Raw genomic sequence first — 19,896 nt, forward strand, 5'->3', positions numbered from 1 at the left:
CCTGGACGGCCGTGATCCCCGTCGTCGTCCTCGCCGGCTTCCTCGGCTCCGGCAAAACCACCCTGCTCAACCACCTGCTGCGCACGTCAGGCGGCACGCAGATCGGCGTCGTGGTGAACGACTTCGGCCGGATCAACATCGACGCCTTCGCGGTCTCGGCGCAGGTCGACTCGATGGTGTCGCTGTCGAACGGCTGCCTGTGCTGCGCGGTCGACGGCACCGAGCTGGACGCCATGCTGGAGAAGCTGGCCTCGGCGGACCTGGACGTCATCGTGATCGAGGCGTCCGGTCTCGCCGAGCCGTCGACGCTGGTCCGGATGGTGTTGCAGGCGCCGGGAGTGGAGTACGGCGGGCTGATCTACGTGGTCGACGCCGTGGAGTTCGCCGCCGTGCCACATCTGTCCCGGGATTTGTCGTTGGCAGACCTGGTGGTGCTGAACAAGGTCGACCGCGTTTCGGCGTTGCCTGCGCTCGACTGCCCGGTGCCGGTGGTTCCTGTTTCCTACGGGCGGATCGATCCGGCGTTGTTGTTCGAGGTGCGGCCGCCGGACCTGGGGCCGCGGCAGCTGTCGTTCGACGACCTGGACGACCACTCGACGCACGCCCACGCCTCGTACGACAGCGTGTCCTTCGAGTCCGCCGAGTTCCTGCATCCCAAGCTGTTCATGGACTTCCTGCAGGCACGGCCAGAGGGGTTGTTCCGCGCCAAGGGTTTCGCGCGCTTCGAGCACGGCACGTTCATGCTGCACGTCGTCGGCGGCTACATCTCGTTCACCCGAGTCGACGACGCCCCGACCCAGCTGGTGCTGATCGGGGCGGGCATCGAGCCGGATTCGCTGACCGACTGGCTGATGGCGTGCGTCGCGGACGGACCGGTCACCGAGCAGGACATGCTCTGGGTGCTCCGGTACGCCCACGACTGATCACTTCCCGCAGAGCGCACTGTCCACAGTGGCCAAAACCGCGTTGTGGGCCTTCTCGGCTTCCTCCGGCGTGTCCTGGAACGTACCGGGCAACGCCGTGACAGCAACGGAAAACGCCCTGCCCGTCTCGGCGACACCACCACGCGTCTCGTACCCGTGGATATCACCGCCGTGCCCCCAGTACCGTCCACCGCACGTGAGCGGCCAACTGGAGATACCAAGCCCGTACTGCACGCCCGGTGGCATCTCACCAGTGGTGTCAACGGTCTTGCGCATCTCGTCGAGCTCCTTCTGCGGCAGGAGTTCTCCCTTCAACAGGCCGCGGTAGAAGGCGTTGAGATCCTTGGTAGTGGAGATGATCTGCCCCGCCGCCCAGCCCCACGAGGGGTCGAGCTCGGTGACGTCCTCGACACCGTTGCCGGTCCTGGCATATCCGTGCGGGTGCTTGCCGTTGATGTCCTGCTCGCCGATGCCCGGCCAGTAGGTGTCCCGGAGGTTCAGCTTCCGGATGACCCGCTGGTCGACCTGCTCGGCGACCGGACGCCCGGTGACCTTCTGGACCAGCAGCCCCAGCAGCACGTAGTTCGTGTTGCTGTACTTGAACTTCGCGCCTGGCTCGTGGGTGGGCGGATGCGCGTTGGCGATGTCGAGCAACTCGCGCGGCTCGTAGTACCGGTGCCGCACTTCCTCGAACTTGTCGAGCCCCATGTACTGCGTGTAGTTCGCGAGCCCGCTGGTGTGGTTGAGCAACTGCCGGACGGTGATCCGCTCGTCCTTGATCGCGCCGGGCAGGTACTTCGTGATCGGCGCGTCCAGCTGAACCTTGCCCTCACCCACGAGCTGCATGACCACGGTGGCAACGAAAGCCTTGGTGTTGGACCCCACGCGCACCTGCCCGTTCTTGGGCACCGGCACGTGCTTGCCCAGTTCGGACGTGCCCGCGACCTGAGCCGTCGCCTTTCCGTTGGCCTCGGCGGTGGCGGCGAGCGCGGCCGGAAACCCGTGCTGCTTGACGAGTCCGTCGAGCTGCTTCTGCACCGTGTCCGACGGCGCGGCCACGGCCGTTCCGGTGAACAGCATGGCCACTGCCAACACGCCTACCAGCGTCTTCTTCATCCCTGCGCCTCCCCTTTTCGGCTTGAGCACAGGCTTCCAACTCTTGCCTTCCGGCACAGTCAGGTGCACTGCCGTTGATCAGGTAGAGCTGACTCCACCTCAGTGACGAACGCTGCTCTGCAGCACCGGCCGGTGGACACTTCGCCGTCAACCGTCGTGCAGAGCATGAACGGGCTGACAGGACGCCGGATCGGCCCAGCGTGACGCCGTGGTCGAGCGGCATCTCTGGTTCGCAGTACGAAGATTCGCTCGCGGTCTTGCCTGATCCTCCCGCTCTGGTAGCTGCGGCTCGTTCGGGTGAGGGGGTGCGTCAACCGTGACGTGGGCAACCCGAGCGACATCCGGTAATCACACTCGGTAGGCTGTCCCGGCGAGGGCTGCTAGCTCAATTGGCAGAGCAGGAGACTTTTAATCTTCGGGTTCAGGGTTCGAGTCCCTGGCGGCCCACCAAACCCCCAGGTCACAGGCCTGGGGGTTTCGTATTGGATGATCGCTGATACGCCTTTGATGCGCTTTACTCCCTGACTCTCAATCTGCGGGGTCGGGCGGTTCGTCCTGCTCAGGCCGGTCGAGTGCCCGTTCCAGCGCGTCAGCCGCCTTCCGATCGACCGCCTTCCGAGCCAGGTGGGTGTCCTGGGTCATCGACGGCCGAGCGTGCCCGAGCTGGTCCGCGACGACCCGCGCGGAGAGCCCTGCCTCATCGAGAATCGTGGCCGCCGTCTTCCGGAAGACGTGCGAGGTCACCCAGGCGAACTCGTCCCCTCCCCGAGCCTTCCGGATGTCCCTGCGGGTGTTCGACGGATCACGCAGGCCACCAAGGCTGTTCGGGAAGACCGGCCCGTTCGGGAACAGCGTGACCTCACGTCGCCGCCGCAACATGTCGAGCGCCCACCTGGGCAACGGGAGCGTCCGCTCCCCAGCCTCCGTCTTGGTCGACTTCCTGATCAGCCCGAGCCCACCGGCCCGGATGACCGTGTAGTTCACGTCGACCGTTCCGGCCTCGAAGTCGACGTCCTCCCAGTAGACGGCCAGCGCCTCACCGATCCGCACACCCGTGGCCATCATGAAGCGCGACAGGTCAGGCAGGTCCTTGCGAACCGCCGCCGGGTCGGACTCCAGCATCTCCAGCCACAACAGACGCTCCTCCCGAGTGAGCGCCCTCGGGCTCTTCTTCCGACCGCTCTCCAGTGGATCCGTGTCCCTCACGGGGTTCGTGTCGAGCGCCCGATCCCGCACCGCGATCCGCAGGGCACCCGAGATCACCGAGCGCGCCGTCTTGGCACTGTCGACCCCAACCGACCGCCACAACGCGCCGAGGAACGCATCGATCGCCAGGCCGATGCGATGCCGATGGTCACCGAGCTAGCCTCACCTGAGGGAGGCGCAGTGGACGCGATCAGCAGGTATCTCGATCTGGTGGACGAGGTCATGCGGCGAGACCCCTCCCAGCGCGAAGGTCAGGCGCACTACAACGCCTTGCGGATCGGGTGGCCTCATCTTGAAGCGCAAGTGCTCGGCACCGACCGAGATTGCTTCAGCTCCGACAAGGCGTTGCCCGCGTTGCTCGCCTGGGTCGACCAGGCCCTGCCGGCAGAGGAGCACCACCCCGACACCCCATGATCAGTCACGGCCAGCGGCACCACGTCAAGGCTGGAGTACGTACTTTGTCCCAGCACCAACCGCCGCGTTCGAGGCTCAGTGTCGGGATCGTGGCAGAGCGATCTCACTCAAAGTGTGGTCACGATTCCGCACAATGGCCCGGTGACCCTCTATGTCTGCGCGAGCTGCGATCACCCTCTCACCGGCGATCTCCTGGAGTCAGAGGCATTCCCGGCTGGCGATCACCTGGCCAGCCATCGCATCGCAGACCCACGGGTGGCGCAGGGCACCTATGCGATCAACTACAACGCCACGCTCTTCATCCTGCATCCTGACGACGTGCCAGGCACTGCTCTGCATCCCGATCGCAGGCGCCGCAACGGTTGCTGCGGACTTGACGGCCAGGACGGCCCCAACCTCGTCTGTGCGGGCTGCGGTGCCGAGGTCGCCACCAAGGAGTCGGACTGCTGGACCGACAACCTTGTAGCGCTCATGGCCGCTGCAGTCGTCAGCCGTACGCAATCTCAGTCTTGAGCAGAACGCGATCCGTGACCCTCGTCGGGATGATTGCAGGGTGCGGACGGTCCAGAAGGACCAAGACCATGATTCGCTTTAGTCTCGTAAACGTCGAGGAACGTCGAGAAGCGACTGTCCACAGTGCTCAGACCAAGAGCGCGTCCGCGCTGGTAGTGAGCACTGTCGAGGAAGATCGACGATGACACCAAGCGAGTGCTCTTACTCTTCGAGTTCAGGGTTCGAGTCCCTGGCGGCCCATTCGACAGAAAACCCCCAGGTCAAAGGCCTGGGGGTTTTCGCGTTCAGCGGGCAATGGTTCAGTGCTCGGCGGGTGCCTCGGCGGTCCGGCTCGGCAGCAGGGCCGCGACCACGATCGTGGCGGCAGCCAGGGCGGTGGCGACCACGAAGGCCAGCTTCATGCCGCTCAGCTGGGCTGCGGCGGTGGCGGCGCCGTCGGCGACCAGTTGGCCCGTGCGGGCGGACATCACGGTGACCACCAGGGCGGTGCCGAGGGCTGCGGCCACCTGTTGGAGCGTGCCGAGGATCGAGCTGCCGTGCGGGTACATGTGGGGTGGGAGGGAGCCCATACCGAGGGTGAAGATCGGGGTGAAGATTGCGGCCAGGCTCACCATCAGCAGGGCGTGCAGGCCCAGGATCTGCCAGTACGGCATGGTCGTCGAGACCTGGGTGAAGCCCGCGAGGGCGAGGACGATGCCGATCGAGCCCGGCAGGACCAGCGGGCGGCCGCCGATGCGGTCGTAGAGCTTGCCCACGGTTGGGCCCAGGAGGCCCATGGCCAGGCCGCCCGGCATGACGAGCAGGCCCGTTTGCAGTGGGGTCAGGCCGCGCAGGTTCTGCAGGTAGAGGGGGAGCAGGATCATCGAGCCCATCATCGCCAGGAAGGCGACGCACATGAGGGTCAGGGACAGGGCGTAGGTGCGGACGCCCAGGGTGCGCAGGTCCATCAGGGGGGCGCCGGTGCGCTGCAGTTTGAGCTGGCGGAGCACGAAGATCGCGATGGTGGCGGCGCCGGCCACGACGATGCCGATGGTCGGGCCCAGTTGGGCGTTGCCCTCGCCGAACAGGCTCAGGCCGTAGACCAGGCCGCCGAAGCCCAGGGTGGCCAGGGCGGCGCTCAGCCAGTCGATGGAGCTCACCTGGGGTTCGCCGATGTTGGTCATCTGGCGGAGTCCGAAGTAGGTCACGACGCCCGCGATCGGCAGGACGGCCACGAACAGCAGGCGCCAGGAGCCCAGTTGCAGGATCAGGCCGGAGACGGCTGGGCCGAGGGCGGGGGCCACGGAGATCGAGAGGGTCACGTTGCCCATCACTCGGCCGCGGTCCTGTTCTGGCACGACGGTCATGAGGGTGGTCATCAGCAGCGGCATCATCACGGCCGTGCCCGCGGCCTGCACGATGCGCCCGAGCAGCAGTACGGCGAAGGACGGTGCGGCGGCGGAGAGGGCGGTTCCGGTGAGGAAGACGCCCATCGCGATCGCGTAGCCCTGGCGGGTGGTCACGCGCTGCAGGAACCAGCCGGTGATCGGGATCACGGCGGCCATGGTGAGCATGAAGGCGGTGGAGACCCACTGCGCTGCCTGCTCGGTGACGTGCAACGACTCCATCAACCGCGGGATCGCGTTGATCATGAGCGTCTCGTTGAGGATCACCACGAACGTGGCTAGCACCAGCAGGCGCACCACCAGCGGTGTTCTGCTCTTCTCCGCGGTCTGGCGGTCTTGGATCGCAGCAGGCATGTCAGGACCTCACTCGGGGCTTCTGGCACAGTCGCGGCCAAGGCCGCCGGTGTCGACGTTCTTCGTCACACCGGTGGAGACCGGCGGGCGGGGCGGAACTCATCGGTGTGGCCGAGTGTTCCGTATCGCCGCGCCTGGTCCACCCGATTTTCGCCCTCGGCGGATCGGGTCCCAGTCCGTCTACCCACTCGTCGAACGGCAGGAGCGCCAATCGACACGAGGTCCGGGGAAATCTGTGAGCTGGGTTACTGGGACGGTGAGAGTCTGACGACGTCCCGGTGGACGGCCAGGAGGTCGCCGTCGGCGGCGCGGGGCTCAGACCGTGGTCTGAGGAAAACGCTCGGACCGCAGGCCGATCCGAGCGTGCGTTCGCGCTGGCAGCGTGAACGGCATGAGGTTTCCCAACGGGTGGATCGCGGGCGGAGCGCTGGTTGCCGGGCCGGTGCTGTTGCTGACCGGCACGTTGTTGAGGTCGCCGTACAACTTCTTCTTCACGGACCAGCTGAAAGCGGCCGCGGAACATCCGGCGTTGATGACGGCGGCGTACACGGCGTTTCTGGCGGGGCATGTGGTGATGTGGCCCGCGGTGGCCGAGATTGCGCGGCGAATCGCTCCCAAGAGGCCGATGTGGGCGGCTTGGGGCGGGGTGCTGGTCACGGTGGGGCTGTTCGCCAGGACGTTCCACGCCGGGGTGGACCAGGCGGCGTTCAACGCGGCCCGGCACCGCGGGGTGGAGGAGGCCACGCGGCTGGTGGCGGACGGGTACTCCGACCTGCACCTGTTCAGCTACCTGTCATTCACGATCATGTTCGGGTGGTACGTGCTGGCGATCGGGGCGTACCTCGGCGGGGTGCTGAAGGCGGTGCCTGCGGTGGCGTTGGCGTGCATGGGGTTGTTGCCGCTGGGGGTGCTGAAGGGCACCGAGCTGGTGTCGATCGTCGGCACGACCGGGTTGTGCGTCGCGCTGGTGCCGTTGGGGATCAGGACGCTCCGGGAGCAGCCGCGGCCGAGCAGGAGGGCGCTGGTGCTGGCGGCGCCGGTCACCGCGGGGCTAGGGGCGCTCGCGGTTCTCAGCACCCTTGGTTGAGAACGGCCAGGCGAACCAGAGGCCGGCGAACACGATCAACGCCGAGACGCCCACGACGATCGCGACCCAGGTCGGCAGGATGACCTCCGCCAGCAGGAGGACGGTGCCGGTCATCGCCAGGGCCAGGAAGCCGAGGCCGACGAGGGCGAACGTGTTGCCCGACTCCACGACGTCCTCGCGGCGGCCCTGGCGGAACAACACGCGGTGCCACGCGGCCGGGGCGGTGAGGAAAGCGACGGCCAGCGCCGCGCACAACACCGTGACCATGTGGGTCGTGCGGACAAAGGTGCCGGTGGAGGCGTACTTGTCGGTGAAGGCGATGGAGAGCAGGAATCCGAACAGGATCTGCACGCCGGCTTGCGCCACGCGGAGTTCTTGCAGCAGCTCGTTGACGTTGCGGGCGAGTCTGCGTTGGTCGGATTCCTCGGCTTCACTCACGCCAGTCGCGTACCCGAAAGGGGCCAGTTGAAACGCCGATCCCGTCTCAAAATGGCGGAATGCGACTGGTGGGGCTATGCAGGACAGTCATGAAGACACTTGCAGTCGCGGTCGCCACCGGGCTCGTGTTCACCGGAACCGCGCACGCAGAACCCGCCAGGGTGGCCCACACCTCCGCGAAGTTCGAGAGTTACAGCGCGACGGCCGAGGCTGTCACGTACGACACCGCCAAGGTGCCCATCGGCGCCAAGGTGCACGTCCTGGGAATACCGACGCCCAACGGCGGCACGACCGTTGTGTTGCTGCTCAAGGGTTTGCTGCCCGACCGGCCGTACGGGGCGCACGTGCACGTGAAGAAGTGCGGGGCGGCGCCTGCCGACGCCGGGCCGCACTACCAGAACGTGGTGGACCCGAAGCAGCCGTCGGTCGATCCGGTGTATGCCAACCCCAGCAACGAGATCTGGCTCGACGTACACGCGGACGCGCACGGCCTCGCCTACGCCAAGTCCACTGTGGACTGGCAGTTCACGGACCGGCACGCGCAGTCCGTGGTGCTGCACAACGAGCACACGCACACCGGACCGAACGATTCTGGAACGGCCGGTCCGCGCCTCGCCTGCGTGAACGTGGCGTTCTAGAAGCGGTTGATGACGAAGAACTCACTGACGAACGCGACCGGGTCGCCCGCGGTGTTGCGGCCGACCCAGGTCGGGTAGACACCGTCGCCCCAGCCGGTCGAGAACGCCACGACGTTCAGGCCGGACCGCGGGTCGGTGACGTTGGCTGGGCCGCGGCCACCGCCCACCTTGCCGAGCGCGTCGATGAGGTCGCAGTTGCCCGCCTCGTCGTCGCTGGCCAGGCGGTCGACGGCGGAAGCCGCGGACAGGTCGAAGAACGCGCCGGTGCTCGACTTCACGTCGTAGCCGAACTCCTCCCGCATCGGCACGGGCTCGCCCGGCAGCACGGCGGGCGTCCACGAGTACGCGGGCTCGTCCCGCACCGTCACCTTCGCGGCGGCGACGCGGTAGCCCTGGCGGAGGTCGGGGAAGCCGTCGCTGTCGACCCACGAGACCAGGGAGACCGACACCGGGTACATACCAGGCTCGACGGTCGTGGCGAACGCCTCGGCGTCCTCCGGCCACACGACGAACGGGTCCGCCGCCACGAGTCTGCCCGTCGGCAGTGCCAGTTCGCCCACCTGCTGCACAGCCACGACCTGCTGTTCGCCACCGCCGGTCGGCTTGCCGACGGGCCCGTCGACGAAGAACCGCTCGAACCCGGACCTGATCAGTTGAACCGCCCCCACGCCTCGGACACCTCCAGGGGCATGTTGGCAGAAGCCCCTGACACCCGATCGGGGCACCGGGTGTGTTCGCGCTGCGTGAAGTCGGCCGAATCACGGACGCGCAGGTGCCAGGCTCGACGCATGGGGATCGAAGTGGTGCTGGGCGACATCACGACGGAGCAGGTCGACGCGATCGTCACGGCGGCGAACGAGTCGCTGCTGGGCGGCGGTGGCGTCGACGGGGCGATTCACCGGGCTGCCGGGCCGAGGCTCGCGGAGGCCGGGGCGAAGCTGGCGCCGTGCGAACCGGGGCAGGCGGTGGCCACGCCCGCGTTCGGCCTCTCGCCGGTGAAGTACGTGATCCACACGGTGGGGCCGGTCTGGGAGGGCGGCGAGCACGGCGAGGACGAGGTCCTCACGAACTGCTACCTCAACTCGCTGCGGCTGGCCGCGGACCTCGACGTCGGGAGCATCGCCTTCCCCGCCATCGCGACGGGGATCTACGGTTTTCCCGCCCAGCGCGCGGCTCGGGTGGCGGTCAGGGCGGTGCGGTCGCTGCCGGTCGTCGACCGGATCCGGCTGGTGGCGTTCGACGAGGAGACCCGTCACGCACTCACCGCGGAGCTGGCCGAACCGGCGTGACGAACGTCGCAGCCGGCACGCCGCGGCGGTCACGTTCGGTGAAGATCGCGGCAGGTCAGTGCCGTAACCTGGAGGGCGTGCCCGTTCCCTCCACCCTCAAAATCGGCCCGTTCGCCGTCGATCCGCCCGTTGTGCTCGCGCCCATGGCCGGCATCACCAACGTGGCGTTCCGGCAGCTGTGCCGTCGGTACGGGGCCGGGCTGTACGTGTGCGAGATGATCACGGCGCGGGCGCTGGTCGAGCGCGACGCCATGACCATGCACATGATCACGTTCGACGAGGACGAGCACCCGCGGTCGATGCAGCTCTACGGCGTCGACCCGCGCAACGTCGGCGAGGCCACGAAGATGATCGTGGACGAGAACCTCGCCGACCACATGGACATGAACTTCGGCTGCCCGGTGCCCAAGGTGACGCGCAAGGGCGGCGGGGCGGCGTTGCCGTACAAGCGGGAGCTGTTCCGGCAGATCGTGCGGGCCGCCGTGCGCAACGCGGGGGACATGCCGGTCACCGTGAAGTTCCGCATCGGCATCGACGACGACCACCTGACGTACCTCGACGCGGGACGCATCGCGGCGGACGAGGGTGCACAGGCCGTGGCGCTGCACGCGCGCACGGCGTCGCAGCGGTACTCCGGCAAGGCCGACTGGACCGCCATCGCGCGGCTCAAGGAAGCCGTGACGAGCATTCCGGTGCTGGGCAACGGCGACATCTTCAGTGCGCAGGACGCGCTCGACATGGTGGCGCAGACGGGCTGCGACGGTGTGGTCGTCGGGCGTGGATGTCTTGGCAGGCCGTGGTTGTTCCGCGACCTGCAGGCGGCCTTCCGGGGCGAGCCGATCCCCGCGGGCCCGAGCCTCGGCGAGGTCGCCGAGGTCCTGCGCACGCACGCCCAGCTGCTCGCCGCCCACTACGGCGAGGACAAGGGCCTGCGCGACCTGCGCAAGCACATGGCCTGGTACTGGCACGGCTTCCCGGTCGGCGGCGACACGCGGCGGGCGTTCGCGATGGTGTCGAGCCTGCGGCAGCTCGACGACCTGATCGGGCAGCTCGACCCCACCGTGCCGTTCCCTGAGCACGCCGAGGGACCGCGTGGCAGGCAGGGGTCCGCGGCCAAGGTCGTGCTGCCGGAGGGGTGGCTCGACGACCCCGAGGACGCGACGGTTCCGGCCGGCGCGGACGTGATGCACTCCGGTGGCTGAACGCGTCGCGGTTCTCCTCGCCTCGCTCGCGCTGCTCGCGGGCTGCGCCGGCCCGATCGCGGGCACGCCACGGCCTGTCCAGCTGACCGACGGCAACCGCGCCAAGTTCCGGGAGTTCTACGAGCGCCTCAACAAGGCGGGCGACGAGGGTGCGTCGCAGCAGCAGAAGTTGTTGAAGGACACCCAACATCCGGACTTCCGGCAGAAAACGTGCGATCTTCGCGGCGCCACGATCAAGGTCGAGCCGACCTGGTCGACGCTTCGCAGCGACGCCGACTGGGCACCCCCTGGCGAGAAGGCCCATCCGCGAGGGGACGTGTACGTCGTGGCGGTGACCGTCACGCTGCGCCAGGAGGACGCCGTGATCGGCAGCCAGATCGGATCCCTGCACGTAGTGCTGCTGGACGACGAGGTGTACGGGTTCGCGCCCTGCATCGGTGGCTGAGCGGGTTGTTGATCACTTTCGCTCACTTGATCGGAGCAGTCAACGGTCAACCGGACGGGGGAAATCCCACTCCGACGCGTCCTTCTCGCTCAAGCGCCGCCCCTCGGGAGACGACACCTGCCAAGTAAGGAGGTGACCGCGATGACCGCGCTGCGACCCGAGATCGCAGAGACCCAGCAGGACGGCGAGGCCCCCGACGCCGATCGGCAGGGGCCCGGACTGGTCGGGCTGCACGAGTCCATCGCGACGTTGCTCGCCTCCCGTGGCCAGTGGCGCCAGGCGTACCAGCACCTGCGTTCCGCTCTGGACCTCGTCCACGCCGACCAGGACGGGCAGCCGCGCGTTCCCGAACAGCTGCGCCGCGAGGTCGACCGGCTGCGCCGGGAGCACGCGGAGGCACGCGAGCAGAGCCTGCGCGACAGCCTCACCGACTCCTACAACCGCCGCTACCTCGACCAGCGACTGATGGATCTGGTGGCCGAGCACGGCGCGTGCCGGCACGGGCTCGCCATCGCACTCATCGACCTCGACTGGTTCAAGCAGGTCAACGACTCGTTCGGGCACCTGCTCGGCGACCGGGTGCTGCAGCGGGTGGTCGAGCTGCTGCAGGACGGTCTCCCCGAGGACGCCTTCTGCGCCCGCTACGGCGGCGAGGAGTTCGTGCTCGTGCTGCCACGGGTGGACGCCACGACGGCCGTGGAGATCGCCGAGGCGGCCAGGGAACGTGTCGAGCGTCACCCGTGGCAGGAGATCGCGGACGGGCTGCGCGTGACGGTCAGCGCCGGCCTGGCGTACGAACCGCCCGCGGACGAGGCTCCCCGACGCCCGGCGGTCAGCGCCGAGCAACAGCTCCTGCGCGCCGACAGCCTGCTCTACACGGCCAAGCAGTCGGGTCGCAACGCGGTGGCGTACCGTGCGGATGGACGGGTCCGCCTCGCAGGCGCGGCGGCAGGTAGGCGTGCCATCACCGAGACGCGTGTTCTCGGTTACTACTGAGTGAGCTGGCTCACCCGTTCAGGGCAGACGGACTGCGCGTAATCGCGTATAGATAGCAGCCGTATCACCCGGAGTGGTCGTCAGAAGTCGGCTACATCCGTAGTATCGCGGGCGCAACTGACACGCCCGGTGATGCAACCGTTGTATCCCGGTCGTCGTCATCTTGTAATGACGAACCGCTATTAGCTTCTGACCCAGAAGGGAGATTGGGTGCCCGACGACCCCCGACGTGGCGGCCCCTCTTCCCGCGGTGATCAGGATCCCCAGCACCACGACCAGCCGACCGGCCGTAGACGTCGCTCGATGGAAGGCTCTGGGGGCCTGAGCGTCTCGGACCTCATCGAGCAGCACAGCAGGACGAATCTCCCCCGACCCGTCCCGCCAGGCTCGCCCGACGCATCCACGACAGGCAGGCGTGCCCTGCCGGACCCACCCGCGACGGGCAGACGTGCGCTGCCCGACCCGCCCGTGCAGCAGCCTCAGCAACCGCGGCAGCAGCCGCCGGTCGCTCATCGGCCAGGTGAGCAGACCGGTACGCGCCCGCGACCGCCGATGGCCGACCAGGCTCCCCCGCAGAACTTCACCGGTGAGCAGACCGGCAGGCGGCATCGTCCGGACGTCCCGGCCGAGCAGACGGGAACGCGGCCGAGGCCCGGCTTCCCGCCTCCCGGTGAGCAGACCGGAACGCGACCGCGTCCGGACGCGACCGGGATGCAGCGCCGCCCGGTTCCCGGTGAGCGCCGCCCCGGTGACACCGGTCCGCGCAGGCTCGCGCCCGGCGACGCACCGTCCTCCAACGGCATCCAGCGGCCGCAGCCACCCGGCGACGCGACCGCCAACGGCATGCCGCGTCCTCCCGTCGACCCGCGCCGGATGCCACCTGGTGACGCGCCCTCGTCGAACGGCATCCCGCGGCGTCCGGCGCCGAACGGGGTGCCCGAGGCGAACGGCATGCCCAGCGGCACGATCCGCCGGCCCGACGCCAACGGCGCACCGCCGCGCAGGCTCGCTCCCGGTGACGCGCCGTCGTCCAACGGGATTCCGCGGGATGCGACGGCCAACGGCATGCTGCGGCCTCCCGCCCCCGGCGAGGCACCGGAACGCAGGCCTATGACCCCGAACGCGGACATGACCGGCCGGCACCCGATGCCGTCCCGCGCGGAGTCGAGCGGCCCCCGGCCGATGCCCCCGAGGGCGGAGTCGAGCGGTCCCCGTCCGATGCCCGGCGGACCGGCGATCTCCAGCCGACTCGGCGGCGGACCCGGCGCACCTGGCGCACCTGCCGGTCCCGCGGCACCCGGTGCTCCCGCACCCGCCGGTCCCGCGGCAACAGGCGCACCGGCAAAGCCCGAGGAGCCCCCGGCCGACGCGCCCAGCCCCGAGGCCACCCAGATCGCCGCGGCGGTCGGCGTGGCCAAGGTGGAGAAGCGCGAAGAGATGGACCCGACGTGCCTCACGACCGAGATGGAGGCCATCGGCGAGGACGTGAAGAAGCGTCGCGAGGTCGACCACACCCTCGCGCGGTTCTCCGCGGTGCACGACGAACTGCTCGAGCAGGAGCGCCAGCGCAAGGAGCGGCGCGCCAAGCTCATGCCGTGGGTCAAGGACGACGACGAACTGGACGAAGCGACCCAGTTCGCGGATCCGGTCACGCTCGGCGAGAGCGAAGAGGACGACGAGCAGAAGGTCGTCGGTCGCACGCCGCAGCAGCGCAGGCTGATGCGCGCCGCCAGGATCGGGGCGATCGCCGCGGCGGCGGTGGTGTTCGCGTCGACCGGCGTCGCCTGGACCGCGACGCAGTGGGCCGACTCCAAGATCCAGAAGATCGACGCGCTCGGCGGCAACTCGCAGGCCGTGCATCAGGCGGAGAAGCAGCTCGGTGACGAGAACTTCCTGCTCGTCGGCTCGGACACCAGGGCGGGCGCCAAGGCGGGCGACAACGTCGGCACCCAGGCCACCGAGGGCGGCGCGCGCTCGGACGTGATCATGCTCGCGCACATCCCCGCCGACCGGAAGCGCATGGTCGTCACCTCGCTGCCGCGTGACGTTCGGGTCGACCGGCCCGCATGCCGCCAGTGGAACCCGGACAACGGCCAGTACGGCGGACCTCTTGCTCCCGAGAAAGAGGTCATGGCGAACTCCATCTACAACGACGGCGGGCCCGAGTGCGTGACCAACATGATGACCCAGCTGTCCGGCCTCAAGATCAACCACTTCGTCAGCATCGACTTCGTCGGCTTCCGCGAGATGTCGACCGCGATCGGCGGCGTGCAGATCTGCACGCCTAAGGCGATCAAGGACGACAAGCTCGGGGTGATCCTCGACAAGCCCGGCAAGTACACGCTCAAGGGCGACCAGGCGCTGCAGTACGTACGCGCCCGCACGGTCGCGGGAGACGTCGGCGGAGACTTCGACCGCATCAAGCGACAGCAGGGTTTTCTGTCGGCGATGCTGCGCCAGGCGTTGTCGAACGAGGTGCTGCTGAGCCCCAGCAAGCTCAACAACTTCATCAACGCCCTCACGAAGTCCACCGTCGGCGACAACATCGACGTGGCGTCCCTGCTGGAGCTCGCGAACTCGTTGCAGAGCCTCGACGCCGGCCGCGTCTCGTTCGTGACGATCCCGCACTGGACGGACGAGGGGCCGACGAAGTCCAACGACGACAACATCGAGCGCCTGCGCGACGAGGACGTCAAGAAGCTGTTCCAGACGATCATCGACGGAACGCCGCTGCCGCAGGAGAAGCCGACCGAGCAGACGCCGGGCGACCCCAACACCCCGGCCAAGCCCGGCTCGGTGATCGACCCCAAGCAGGTCACGATCCAGGTGCTCAACGGTGACCCGGCCGGCAACCGTGCCGCGAACCTGGCCGCCAACGCGTTGCAGCAGAAGGGCTTCAAGATCTCGAACCGGGGCGAAGCCACGGAGAAGGGCGCGAAGACCACCATCAAGTTCGCGAAGGGCCGTGAGGACTGGGCTGCGACGCTCAAGGCCGCGGTGCCCAGTGCGGACATGGTGGAGGCACCCGAGATGGGCGGCGCGGTGGTGCTCACGATCGGCTCCGGCTTCGACGAGCAGATCCAGACACCGCAGCCGGGCACGCAGGCGCAGGGCCAGAACGCGAACCAGAACCAGACGACCGGGAAGCTGGACGTCGTGAACGCGGCAGAGGACCCCTGCGCGAAGTGATTCGCCTGGGGTTCACCTGCGGTTCATGCTGGAATGTCGCTGCTGCGATGGTCGGGACGTAGGCTGAGCGCCATGCGCGAGGCCTACCATGACCAGCTCGAACAGCTCGCCGACCGTCTGGCCGACATGACCGTGATGGTCGCCGAGGCGATGCAGAACGCGACCGCCGCCCTGCTGCAGGCAGACCTCGGCCTCGCGGAACAGGTCATCAGCGGTGACCAGAAGATCGACGACGTCCGCTCCAGCATCGAGGAGCAGTCGTACGCGCTGCTCGCGCTGCAGGCGCCGGTCGCGACCGACCTGCGCACCGTGCTCGCGGTCATCCACGCCGCCGAGAGCGTCGAGCGCATGGGTGACCTCGCCCTGCACGTCGCGAAGGCCGCCAGGCGCCGCCACCCGGCGTCCGCGCTGCCCGAGGACGTGCAGCCGTACTTCGCCGAGATGGGCCAGATCGCGGTCAAGCTCGCCCGCGAGGCCGCGGAGATCATCCGCAACAAGGACGTCGACCGCGCGCGCGGCCTCGAGGACGAGGACGACGCGATCGACGACATCCACCGCCACCTGTTCTCGGTGATCATGGACAAGGAGTGGCAGCACGGCGTTGCCGCCGCGGTGGACGTGACGCTGCTCGGCCGCTTCTACGAGCGCTACGGCGACCACGCCGTGTCGGTCGCCAAGCGCACGGTCTTCGTCGTCACCGGCCGGATGCCCGGCTACGGTGGCGACGAGAACCTTTAATACTTAACGGAACTGCCCATCGCGTTCTGCCGCGAGCTCCGGATCGGCGTAGGCCTCGGAGAACTCGGCGAGCACGGTGGGCAGTTCTTCGTCCCAGGCCTCGCGGGCTTCGTCGCGCGGCAGATCCCGTGCGTCGACGGTGAAGTACGCCCACGCGCGCACGATGTCCGGCAGCAGAGCCAGATCCTCGTCCGACACGTGCAGCCGCGCGGCCACGTTCAGGATCAGCACGGCGGTGAGCGACGCCGGTCCATACACGACCGGGTCGCGGTTCTGGTCCACCGCAGCCGAAGCGACGATCCGTGCGAACGTACGAGCCGCATCGACGTCGGCGATCCCGTGATCTGAAGCCAGGAACGCCTCGACGACCTCGTCCGTCCTTTCCGGACTGACGGCGGGAATTTCGTGGTCGTCGGGAACCAGCGCGCGCACGCGGGCGTCGGCGAGGGCGATCAGCTGGACCGGGTGCCGGACGTCCTCGGAGCCGATCAGCCCTTCCTCGGCCTCCTCGTCGGGACCGTCCTCCCAGAACTGCTCGACGTCCGGCCACACCCGGTCGAACGCCTCGGCGGCGCTCAACGGCGTGATCAGGTCGCGGAACGCGTCCGGAGTGGAGGCGATCATGTCCTCCAGCAACGCCGTGGTGCCCTCGTCCGGAGTGGTGAACAGCTCGATGGCCGTGGCCCCGAGCACCGGCTGGCGCATGAACAGCACCGTCTCGCGTGTCGAGGCGCGTTCCTGGGTGATCGCGACGACTTCCACGTCTCCCAACAGGTTCGTGACGAGGAACGCCTCACGGAACTCCAGGGAAGCGCCGGCGACGTACCAGGACGGCTCGGCAACACCCCGTGCCGCAACGGTTTCCGCGGCCGCCACGGCAGCAGCGCGGGTCCCCTCGTCGCCCACGCCGGACAACGCGCGCAACGCGGTGAGCGCCGCAGGGTCGTCCATCGCGGCGAGCGCGTCGATCATCGGCGTGTGGCCGGATCCGGCGAGCCACAGCGTGGCGTACAGCTCGCTCGCCCAGGCGTCCGCGAGCAACCAGGACTCCGAACGCAGCGCGGCCGCCGACTCGAGCAGCGCCCCGTACGGGGACTGCTTCTCGGGCCGGCGGCCTGGTGCCTTGCCTTGCTTCTTCTTGCGAGACTTGCTCTGCGGGCTCACCCGCGAAAATCTAGCCGAAACGGCCGGAGATGTAGTCCTCGGTCGCCTTCTGGCCCGGGTTGGAGAAGATCTTCTCGGTGTCGTCGGCCTCGATCAGCTGACCGGGCTGGCCGACACCCAGCAGGTTGAAGAACGCGGTCTGGTCGGACACACGCGCCGCCTGCTGCATGTTGTGCGTCACGATGACGATCGTGTAGTCCTTCTTCAGCTCCGTGATCAGGTCCTCGATCGCCAGCGTGGAGATCGGGTCCAGGGCGGAGCAGGGCTCGTCCATCAGCAGGACGTCCGGCTGCACCGCGATGGCGCGGGCGATGCACAGACGCTGCTGCTGACCACCGGAGAGGCTGCCGCCCGGCCTGTCGAGGCGGTCCTTGACCTCGTTCCAGAGGTTGGCGCCGCGCAGGGAGCGCTCGGCGACCTCGTCGAGCTCCCTCTTGTTCTTCACGCCCGCGAGCTTCAGGCCAGCCACCACGTTGTCGCGAATGGACATCGTGGGGAACGGGTTGGGCCGCTGGAACACCATGCCGATGGTGCGGCGCACCTCGACGGGGTCCACAGTGGACGCGTAGATGTCCTCGCCGTCGAGCAGCACCTTGCCCTCGACGCGTGCGCCGGGCGCGACCTCGTGCATGCGGTTCAGCGACCGCAGCACGGTGGACTTGCCGCAACCGGAGGGACCGATGAAGGCGGTCACGTTGCGCGGCGGCACCGCGAGCGAGACGTTCTCGACGGCGTGGAACTTGCCGTAGAAGAGGTTCAGGTCCTTGATGTCGAGTCGCTTGGCCATGTCCGCCCGCTCACTTCGTCTTCGGCGCCAGCGCCCGCGAGATCACGGTGGCCAGCAGGTTGAACAGGGTGATGATCAGCACGAGCGTGATCGCCGCGCCCCACAGGCGCTCGAAACCGGCCTGCGTCGGGTTGTTGCGCTCGTTCACCATCATCAACGGCAGCGAGGCCATCGGGCCGTCGAAGAGGTTGTAGTTGATGAACGGCGCGTAGGCCGCGAGCACCAGCACCGGCGCGGTCTCACCCATGACGCGGGCGAGAGCGAGCATGACGCCGGTGAGGATGCCGGAGAGGGCCGTCGGGATGACGATCTTGACGATCGTCTTCCACTTGGGGATGCCCAGCGCGTAGGAGGCCTCGCGCAGCTCGTCCGGGACGATCTTGAGCATCTCCTCGGTCGTGCGCACCACGACCGGGACCATCAGCAGCACCAACGCGATCGACACGGCGAACGCGCTGCGGCCCATGCCCGCGTAGGTGATCCACACCGTGTAGACGAACAGCGCCGCGACGATCGAGGGGACACCGGTGAGGATGTCGACCATGAACGTCGTGGCCTTCGCGAGCTTCGAGCGGCCGCCGTACTCGACGAGGTAGATCGCGATCATGATGCCGATCGGCACGGAGATGATGCCGCACACCAGGCCCTGCACCAGGGTGCCGTAGATCGCGTGGTACGCGCCGCCGCCCTGCTGACGGGCCAGCAGACCGGACAACGACTTCTGCCACCAGTCACCGTCGAGGATGACCGGGAAACCGCGCTGGACCACGGTGTAGAGCACCCACACCAGCGGGATGATCGCGATCAGGAAGGCACCCCACACGAGCGTGGTGGCGAAGCCGTTCCTGATCCGGCGGGAGAGGCTGACCGCCTGGAACGTCGGTGGCGTCGCGAGGCGCGTGGGGTCCGCGAGGTTCGTGCTCACTCGTACTCCTTGTGGCCGGCGACGATCGAGCGCGCGATGGCGTTCACGACGAAGGTCAGCACGAAGAGCACCAGACCGGCCGCGATGTAGGCACCGGCCGAGCGCGTGTCGTTGAACTCCGGTGCAGCCAGCGCGATCTTCGACGCGAAGGTGGCACCGCCGTCGAAGAGCGACCAGCCGAACGAGGCCGTCGTGGTGCTCAGGATGATCATGACGGCGATGGTCTCGCCGAGCGCGCGGCCGAGGCCGAGCATCGAGGCGGAGACGTAACCGGCCTTGCCGAACGGCAGGACGGTCGTGCGCACGACCTCCCACTTGGTCGCGCCGAGCGCGATGGCACCCTCGATGTGCATCCTCGGCGTGCGGTCGAAGACCTCGCGGCTGACGGCCGTGATGATCGGCAGGATCATCACCGCGACGACGATGCCCGCGGTGAAGATGGTGCCGCCGAGCTGGACGTTGACGTTGCCCTTGGCGAACAGCGGGAACCAGCCGAGGTTGTCGATCAGCCACTCGGAGAACGGGAAGAGCACCGGGCCGAGCACGAACAGGCCCCACAGACCGAAGACGATCGACGGAACCGCCGCGAGCAGGTCAACGACGTACGCGAACGGCCTGGCGAGGTTGCGCGGCGCGTACTGGGTGAGGAAGAGCGCGATGCCCAACGCGATCGGCATCGCGATCAGCAGCGCGAGGATCGAGACGATCACCGTGACGAGCAGCAGGTCGAGAATGCCGAACCGCAGGTTCGCCGGGTCCGTGGTGTTCCACTCGCGACTGGTCAGGAAGTTGATCTGGTCCAGGCCGAGTGACGGGATGGCCTGCAGGATCAGGAACAGGCCGATCGCGCCGATGAGGACGACGATGAAGACACCGGACCCCGTGGCCAGGCCGCGGAAGATGCGGTCACCGGGCCGGACGTGCGGTGCCTTGGTGGTTTCTGGAGCTGCCGGTGTCGGGGGAATCGGAGCCTCCGAAGCGGTGGGAGCAGCCGCAACGCCCCGCGCGGCTCCGGGGTCACCGGAGCCGGCGGGGCGCTTGGCCACGACGGGATCGTTCATCGCGTCAGCGTGGTTCGCAGTCTCGC

General features: G+C 68.3%; 20 protein-coding genes and 1 tRNA gene. 12 read left to right on the plus strand and 9 right to left on the minus strand.

What is annotated here, in order from left to right:
- Window positions 1-11 precede the first annotated feature (11 nt).
- Window positions 12-923, plus strand: a complete 912-nt coding sequence (locus tag JOD27_RS25280; RefSeq protein ID WP_204764752.1) for a CobW family GTP-binding protein — start codon at window positions 12-14, stop codon at window positions 921-923.
- On the opposite strand, the gene JOD27_RS25285 is transcribed toward JOD27_RS25280, so the two are convergent.
- Window positions 924-2,039: a serine hydrolase domain-containing protein gene (locus tag JOD27_RS25285; RefSeq protein WP_204764753.1), complete on the minus strand. Its 1,116-nt coding sequence runs from the start codon at window positions 2,037-2,039 to the stop codon at window positions 924-926.
- 374 nt (window positions 2,040-2,413) lie between these two features.
- On the opposite strand from JOD27_RS25285, the gene JOD27_RS25290 reads away from it, so the two are divergent.
- Window positions 2,414-2,489: transfer RNA gene (locus JOD27_RS25290), tRNA-Lys, on the plus strand.
- Window positions 2,490-2,567: 78 nt separating this feature from the next.
- On the opposite strand, the gene JOD27_RS25295 is transcribed toward JOD27_RS25290, so the two are convergent.
- Window positions 2,568-3,302, minus strand: coding sequence for a site-specific integrase (locus JOD27_RS25295; RefSeq protein WP_307830314.1), 735 nt, complete (start codon window positions 3,300-3,302; stop codon window positions 2,568-2,570).
- Window positions 3,303-3,425: 123 nt separating this feature from the next.
- Here JOD27_RS25295 and JOD27_RS25300 point away from each other — a divergent pair, with 123 nt between their 5' ends.
- Window positions 3,426-3,659 carry a hypothetical protein gene (locus JOD27_RS25300; RefSeq protein WP_204764754.1) on the plus strand — a complete coding sequence of 78 codons (234 nt, stop codon included), beginning with the start codon at window positions 3,426-3,428 and terminating at the stop codon, window positions 3,657-3,659.
- A gap of 141 nt (window positions 3,660-3,800) precedes the next feature.
- Window positions 3,801-4,172 carry a hypothetical protein gene (locus JOD27_RS25305; RefSeq protein WP_204764755.1) on the plus strand — a complete coding sequence of 124 codons (372 nt, stop codon included), beginning with the start codon at window positions 3,801-3,803 and terminating at the stop codon, window positions 4,170-4,172.
- 299 nt (window positions 4,173-4,471) lie between these two features.
- Here the strand turns inward: JOD27_RS25305 and JOD27_RS25310 are convergent, their stop codons facing one another.
- Entirely contained in the window at window positions 4,472-5,911 is a 1,440-nt protein-coding gene (locus JOD27_RS25310; RefSeq protein WP_204764756.1) for an MDR family MFS transporter, read from the minus strand.
- 391 nt (window positions 5,912-6,302) lie between these two features.
- Between JOD27_RS25310 and JOD27_RS25315 the strand changes: the two genes are divergently transcribed.
- Window positions 6,303-6,998 carry a hypothetical protein gene (locus JOD27_RS25315; protein WP_204764757.1) on the plus strand — a complete coding sequence of 232 codons (696 nt, stop codon included), beginning with the start codon at window positions 6,303-6,305 and terminating at the stop codon, window positions 6,996-6,998.
- Here JOD27_RS25315 and JOD27_RS25320 read toward each other — a convergent pair.
- Window positions 6,963-7,436 (minus strand): DUF6328 family protein, encoded by a 474-nt coding sequence (locus tag JOD27_RS25320; protein ID WP_204764758.1) that lies wholly within the window; start codon window positions 7,434-7,436, stop codon window positions 6,963-6,965. The two genes, JOD27_RS25315 and JOD27_RS25320, sit on opposite strands and share 36 nt — an antisense overlap.
- Before the next feature lie 89 nt (window positions 7,437-7,525).
- Between JOD27_RS25320 and JOD27_RS25325 the strand changes: the two genes are divergently transcribed.
- The gene (locus tag JOD27_RS25325) at window positions 7,526-8,074 is read left to right on the plus strand and encodes a superoxide dismutase family protein (protein ID WP_239568723.1); all 549 of its coding nucleotides are present in this window, start codon (window positions 7,526-7,528) and stop codon (window positions 8,072-8,074) included.
- Here JOD27_RS25325 and JOD27_RS25330 read toward each other — a convergent pair.
- Window positions 8,071-8,742, minus strand: a complete 672-nt coding sequence (locus tag JOD27_RS25330; RefSeq protein WP_204764760.1) for a DUF4241 domain-containing protein — start codon at window positions 8,740-8,742, stop codon at window positions 8,071-8,073. The genes JOD27_RS25325 and JOD27_RS25330 overlap by 4 nt on opposite strands.
- A gap of 120 nt (window positions 8,743-8,862) precedes the next feature.
- Between JOD27_RS25330 and JOD27_RS25335 the strand changes: the two genes are divergently transcribed.
- From JOD27_RS25335 to phoU, 6 genes are all read left to right on the plus strand, one after another.
- Complete coding sequence (locus JOD27_RS25335; protein ID WP_204764761.1) at window positions 8,863-9,363, plus strand: O-acetyl-ADP-ribose deacetylase; 501 nt, start codon at window positions 8,863-8,865, stop codon at window positions 9,361-9,363.
- 77 nt (window positions 9,364-9,440) lie between these two features.
- The gene (gene dusB / locus JOD27_RS25340) at window positions 9,441-10,565 is read left to right on the plus strand and encodes a tRNA dihydrouridine synthase DusB (protein ID WP_372441731.1); all 1,125 of its coding nucleotides are present in this window, start codon (window positions 9,441-9,443) and stop codon (window positions 10,563-10,565) included.
- A complete protein-coding gene (locus JOD27_RS25345; protein WP_204764762.1) occupies window positions 10,558-11,010 on the plus strand; it encodes a hypothetical protein in 453 nt (150 codons plus the stop codon). The genes dusB and JOD27_RS25345 overlap by 8 nt, the downstream gene beginning before the upstream one ends.
- Window positions 11,011-11,151: 141 nt before the next feature.
- The gene (locus tag JOD27_RS25350) at window positions 11,152-12,006 is read left to right on the plus strand and encodes a GGDEF domain-containing protein (protein WP_204764763.1); all 855 of its coding nucleotides are present in this window, start codon (window positions 11,152-11,154) and stop codon (window positions 12,004-12,006) included.
- A gap of 552 nt (window positions 12,007-12,558) precedes the next feature.
- Window positions 12,559-15,195, plus strand: coding sequence for an LCP family protein (locus JOD27_RS25355; RefSeq protein WP_204764764.1), 2,637 nt, complete (start codon window positions 12,559-12,561; stop codon window positions 15,193-15,195).
- 72 nt (window positions 15,196-15,267) lie between these two features.
- On the plus strand, window positions 15,268-15,933 hold the full coding sequence (phoU, locus tag JOD27_RS25360) for a phosphate signaling complex protein PhoU (RefSeq protein WP_204764765.1): 666 nt from the start codon (window positions 15,268-15,270) through the stop codon (window positions 15,931-15,933).
- A 3-nt stretch (window positions 15,934-15,936) separates the two neighbouring features.
- Here phoU and JOD27_RS25365 read toward each other — a convergent pair whose 3' ends face one another.
- From JOD27_RS25365 to pstC, 4 genes are read right to left on the minus strand one after another with little or no spacing between them, the layout of a single operon-like run.
- Window positions 15,937-17,097: a hypothetical protein gene (locus JOD27_RS25365; RefSeq protein WP_204764766.1), complete on the minus strand. Its 1,161-nt coding sequence runs from the start codon at window positions 17,095-17,097 to the stop codon at window positions 15,937-15,939.
- Between the two features lie 10 nt (window positions 17,098-17,107).
- On the minus strand, window positions 17,108-17,884 hold the full coding sequence (pstB, locus tag JOD27_RS25370) for a phosphate ABC transporter ATP-binding protein PstB (protein WP_204764767.1): 777 nt from the start codon (window positions 17,882-17,884) through the stop codon (window positions 17,108-17,110).
- Window positions 17,885-17,894: 10 nt separating this feature from the next.
- Window positions 17,895-18,809 carry a phosphate ABC transporter permease PstA gene (gene pstA / locus JOD27_RS25375; protein ID WP_204764768.1) on the minus strand — a complete coding sequence of 305 codons (915 nt, stop codon included), beginning with the start codon at window positions 18,807-18,809 and terminating at the stop codon, window positions 17,895-17,897.
- Window positions 18,806-19,870 carry a phosphate ABC transporter permease subunit PstC gene (pstC, locus tag JOD27_RS25380; protein WP_204764769.1) on the minus strand — a complete coding sequence of 355 codons (1,065 nt, stop codon included), beginning with the start codon at window positions 19,868-19,870 and terminating at the stop codon, window positions 18,806-18,808. Before pstC ends, pstA begins: the two co-directional genes overlap by 4 nt.
- Window positions 19,871-19,896 lie beyond the last annotated feature (26 nt).

The organism is Lentzea nigeriaca (genome assembly GCF_016907955.1).
Lineage (GTDB): Bacteria > Actinomycetota > Actinomycetes > Mycobacteriales > Pseudonocardiaceae > Lentzea > Lentzea nigeriaca.